The following is a 5,403-nucleotide window of genomic DNA, read 5'->3' on the forward strand; positions in this document are numbered from 1 at the left end:
GCCCTTGTCTTCCATGTCGCTGTTGAGCGTGCGCAGTGTTGGATTCTTCCTGTAATAATCCTCGTCGGTCAGCCAGTCGTGGAAGGTAAAGACGATGGCTGGCGCTTTTCCGGTTTTGCGCTGGAACTCCTTCACGTCGGCCCGCGTGGTGCCGATGCTATAGACGCCGGCATAAATGCCTTGCGCTGGCGGCAGCACCTTGACGGCATCGGGCGTATCTCGAGTCTTCGGCGGGGGTGACTTTACGTCGGCATTGCAGGATGCTGCAGCCTTCGGCGCCCTCAGTGCAAATTCGTTCTTCTCCTCGGCATCCGCAGACGGAATAACCAGTGACAGGGAAACGATCAGGCACTGCGCCGCTGTGGCGCTGGTCAGCCATCGTGCGGGACGAGTAAACTCTAGCATCGCGAAAAGTCTCCTTCGTGGGGTTGGTGCCATCACTGTGTCACGTTTCCGAGGCAGACGCCGCAGGGTTGCGATCAAACTGTACGGCCAGGAAATAACCAAATTTGTTCACCCAGGGGATGCGCTGCCCGATCCAGTCGGCGCCGCGTAACAGACCGCTCAGCAACGGCACGCGGCGCTGCAGCACGTAAAAATCGAGCAGACGAAAAAAGACGAATTCGGGGTAATGCACGGTAACTTTTCCGCCGAAATGTGCGCGCATCGCTTCAAAATCGGAAAGCCGCAACGGATGCTCGTGGTCGTCACCATAACGCGGGATACCCAGCCTGCCGACCAGCCTGCGGCGCGCCAGCATCAAGAGCGGGTTGCGCGCTGAGTTCTCGATAAACACTGCTCGACCCCCCGGCTTGAGTATCCGGCATAGTTCGGTCATCGCCTGCGGAATGTCCACGTGGTGCAATACGCAGGCGCCGAAAGCGTTATCGAAGGAGGCATCGGGGTAATCCAGATGTTCAAAGAACATCGTCTTGATGTCCACCGACACGCCGTTGGCCTTGGCCAGCCGCGAAGCAATGGCCAGATCGGGACCGGACGCGTCGAAGGCGCTAACCACGGCGCCATGCTTGGCCAGCATGACCGAGGTGTGGCCCTTGCCACAGCCACAATCGAGCACACGCTTGCCGCCCAGATCCCCGAGCGCGGCAAGTCCGAAACCATACAACGGGTATAGTCCACACAGCGTAAGCCAGTAGTCGTGCGGTTGGTACCAGCCGTCTTCCCCTACCCAGTCGGGGTCATTGCGCGAGAGGGCTTTTGCAGTCACCGAATCCTCCGGAATCACAAATGAAAAAATCAGCCTAGCATGGCATGGCGAGGCGACAGCAGCCAGCCATAAACCCAGCCAGGAATCACAAAACGGCGACGGTTGAGCACCACGCCGATCACCTTGCCGCCTGCACCTTCGATCAGGCGACGAGTTCGGATGGCGTTGATGCCGGTAGTGCGTTCGGCCTCGATGACGAGCAACACTACGTCTACGATTTCCGGTAGCCACAAGCCTTCGCCCGAAGTTCCCATCGCCGGCCCGTCGATCAATACCACACCGTGCTCCCGGCGCAAATCGTGCAACGCTTCGCGCGACTGGGCGATCATCTGGGCACTGATGTTTGAGGGATCATCAGACACCGAAAGCAGGGGCAGATGCAGATGGCCGTCACTTGCGTCAATCGTAGCGCACACCGCATCGCTACGCCCGAACAACGCGGATAACTCGCGCACCAGAAAAGTTTTTCCTTCCCCCTTGCTACTACTGGTGACGAGCACAGTCAAGCCAGCGGCTTCCCCTCGAACCTGTCGCAAGGCCTGGGCGATGTGGCGCAACTCGATCTGCTTGAGGGCTTCAGAGTCGGGGGCAAGCCTGAAGTCGGGCAGGCTCGCCAGTACCGGCAGGTCGAGTTGATCCTGCGCCTCTTCACGCGTGGATATTGTGCGGCGGAAGTACTCACTGAGTTGGGCCAGCACCAGCCCTGCGATCAGGCCGCCAGCCAGTCCCAGACCCAGGTTGAGCAGCTTGCGCGGCTTGGACGGTCGATCCGCAGGCGTCGCTCGCTCGATAGGAACCACGTCGCTCACCTTGCGATCATTCATGATGCCGCTCAGTTGCTCTTCCTCCTGCTTCTTCAGGGAATTGCGTAGCGCATCTTCCTTCAGATCGACTTCGCGAATGGCTTCGCGCAGAAGAGTCTCCTGGCTATCCACTTCAGTAAGCTGGCGCCGGTAATCGACGATGAGCTTGCGCAAGTCGGTGGTGCGCGATGACAGTGCGCTCACACGGGAACGCTCAGCCAGCACATTGCGCTCGATTTCCTGGTACGTTGTGTTAACCCCGGACGCCTGCGTCGCACCAACGCGCTCCTGTTCAGCGCGGATGCTTGCTTGCACATTCCTTATTTCAAGGTCGATACTACGCCCGGCAGGGCTGCCTGGCTGATAATTACCTCGCTCGATTTCAAGCTGCCCCAGTTGCTGACGCAGGGAATCCAGCGCCGGAGTTTCGGGCGAACGCTTGGACAACTGACGCTCACCTTCGGCGATTCGGCGCTGGCTCTCGGAGGTTTCAATCTCGGATCGGCTCAACGCCGCCTCGGCCTCGCTGAGCCGCTGCAACAGTGACTGCTTTTGCGGCCCCACAGCCACGATACCCGTCCGTGCCTTTAAGTCCTGCTGGTGATCGATGGCTGCCTGCAGCTCAACTTTCTGCCGTTCGGTCTCGACCGCGAACACACCGGACGTGGCAGCGCCTTGCCTTACCTTGATGTGATGCTCAAGATATACGTCGATCATGGTGTTTGCCAACTCGGCCGAGAACTCGGGATCGGGACTTTCGGCGGTCACGACGAATACATCGGCCTCGCGCACCGCCTCGATGTTCAGGTGAGCGTTGGCTTTGCGCATGGCCATCTGGGTCTTCGTCAGGCCTTCGCCTGGCGGCATGCCGAAGATGTTCTGCATTACAAAGTTCTTGATAGCGCTGTAGGTCCGGTCTGGCAGTTCAATCAGCCAGTCCCAGCGCCAGCGCATTTTTTCCAGAACCTTCTCAGGCCCGATGCGTGTTACTGTTTCGAGCAGCACGGGGGTGCTCGACATGATGCTGATTTCGGTACGGACAATTTCTCCCCGATTCAGGCGCATCTGCGCATCGGGACCAGCATCTGACGATCCGATGCGCACTGCCTGGCGGTTCTGCTGCACCAGTATGTGCGCCGAGCTTTCCCAGACCTTGGACTGTAGCAGCGCAACGGCGAAGCTCGTAACCGCTGAAATCAGCGCCACACCGATAATCATTTTCTTGTGTCGAAAAAGCGTAGCGAGGTTTTCTCGCAGGCCGAACTGAGCGCTTGTTGATTTCATTTTCGATCGCCGTTTAGAAATTCATCGACATGCTCAATCTGCCCTTTAGGCAAAGCACGGACAGAAACAGCCGTGGAGATTAACACGCCACACTAGGGGCTACAAAGTTCAGCACGTCATTCATGGGCTAAGAAGAAACGCAAAAAAATCGCTACTACAATTGATCTGATTGTCTGAACATCGTGGTGAATCGGGACTTGTCAGGAAGTTATTCAGCACGCGCCATCACGTCAGACCACTGCCGAAAATAAAACTGTCCGGTAGTGCAGTCAGCCTGGCCGACCAAGCAATCGGTCAAAATACTCAATGGTACTGCGCAGCCCCTCTTCGAGCGGTACCTTTGGCTCCCAACCCAGACACTCTCTGGCGCGAGCGATATCGGGGCAGCGCTGGGTAGGGTCATCGCTGGGTAATGGTCGATAGACAATCGTGGAGCGCGAACCGGTCATCTCGATGATGCGTTCGGCCAATTCACGAATCGTCGACTCAACCGGATTGCCGATGTTGATCGGGCCGACGACCTCGTCGCCGGTATCCATCAATTTGAGCGCCCCTTCAATCAGGTCGTCTACGTAGCAGAATGATCGGGTTTGCGTCCCGTCACCATACAACGTAATGTCCTTGCCGGTAAGTGCCTGGACGATGAAATTGGAAACGACACGACCGTCGTTGGGGTGCATTCGCGGGCCGTAAGTATTGAAGATGCGCATCACCTTGATGCGCAAATTGTGCTGCCGATGGTAGTCGAAGAACAGCGTTTCAGCACAACGCTTGCCTTCGTCATAGCATGCGCGGTGTCCAGTGGGGTTGACGTGCCCCCAGTAATCTTCGCGTTGAGGGTGTATCTGGGGATCACCATAAACCTCGCTGGTCGATGCTTGCAGTATCTTTGCGCGCAATCGCTTGGCCAGGCCGAGCATGTTGATCGCACCATGTACGCTGGTTTTGGTAGTCTGCACCGGATCATGCTGATAGTGCACGGGTGATGCAGGGCAGGCCAGATTGAAGATTTCATCCACCTCAATATAGAGGGGAAAAGTGACGTCATGCCGCATCAACTCAAAATGAGGATGATGCAACAGATGCTCGATATTACGCTTGCTTCCGGTGAAGAAGTTGTCGACACAGATGACCTCATCACCGCGCTCGAGCAACTTCTCACAAAGATGCGAACCGAGGAAACCAGCGCCACCAGTAACAAGATATGACTTTCGGTAGGCGTCTTTCACCGTGAAACCTCGCAGGAACAAGGAGCAATGAAGGACAATGTCCTCGCTTTAAGCATGCAGCCCGAGTTATATATCAAATTCATGTTGAAACCCTAACTATTCTGAATTAGTCGAATACCGGATCTTATGAGAAACCAAAGCTCCTTTACCCCGATTTTGCGTGCAAAAAATATTCAGTCAATAGCCCGAATGTACTAATCCAAAGGTTGTTGAACAAGAAAATGTTAATGCCCTTTATTATTTTTATGACTGAACAGTACTCGGTTTTACGCCGACCAATCTCATGGATTCTTGTTTCCGGCCACCCGACTTACATCATTGACCGCCAACCTGCTTTTATGTTCCCCGGTGATATCGTTGATTCTTTACCTTCAGTTAATCCTGACCTTAAACGCAACGACATTTTCACCGGCAGCAGAGGTTTATCCGGAATCCCATACTCTGCTAGGGCAGACGACCAGACATTGTTGCTAAAGCTGCGGAACCATGGGACGGACCTCAAGGACAGGAATTCCAAATGTATATTCCGGCCCGCTGTGCCTTCCTGACATGATAATTTGTCATCTACATTCTCAAGCAGGAGATTTTCAATCGCCTTCATCCAAGATATTGACATTGACTTGTCGAATCCAAAGCAATTTTCCGGTGTTCGCCAAGCTCAGCCTGTCATTTCGATTTAGCCGAAGTTCAGCCCTTTTACCTTAACTGATCAGCCATGAAGTAAAGTGGTCCCCGTTTTTGAGACAGCGGTTTAAGCTGTGTGCTGTCGAACGAAATGAGGATATATGAGCGAAGCAAAGAAGCGCAATGCGTATTCATCGGAATTCAAGGCGAAGGTTGGCCTGGAGGCAATACGGGG

The 5,403-nt window shown here is 55.2% G+C and carries 4 protein-coding genes; all 4 read right to left on the minus strand.

Translation table 11 applies throughout. The features are described from left to right. A partial coding sequence (locus JNM42_RS15625; protein WP_294272183.1) for a hypothetical protein occupies positions 1-405 on the minus strand: 405 nt, incomplete at its 3' end. 40 nt (positions 406-445) lie between these two features. Beyond that, positions 446-1,228: a class I SAM-dependent methyltransferase gene (locus JNM42_RS15630; protein ID WP_294272186.1), complete on the minus strand. Its 783-nt coding sequence runs from the start codon at positions 1,226-1,228 to the stop codon at positions 446-448. Between the two features lie 29 nt (positions 1,229-1,257). Continuing rightward, positions 1,258-3,315 carry a Wzz/FepE/Etk N-terminal domain-containing protein gene (locus JNM42_RS15635; protein WP_294272188.1) on the minus strand — a complete coding sequence of 686 codons (2,058 nt, stop codon included), beginning with the start codon at positions 3,313-3,315 and terminating at the stop codon, positions 1,258-1,260. A gap of 269 nt (positions 3,316-3,584) precedes the next feature. Further along, positions 3,585-4,544 carry a UDP-glucuronic acid decarboxylase family protein gene (locus JNM42_RS15640; protein ID WP_294272191.1) on the minus strand — a complete coding sequence of 320 codons (960 nt, stop codon included), beginning with the start codon at positions 4,542-4,544 and terminating at the stop codon, positions 3,585-3,587. Positions 4,545-5,403 lie beyond the last annotated feature (859 nt).

This window comes from Propionivibrio sp. (assembly GCF_016790145.1).
In the GTDB taxonomy this organism is placed as follows: domain Bacteria; phylum Pseudomonadota; class Gammaproteobacteria; order Burkholderiales; family Rhodocyclaceae; genus Propionivibrio.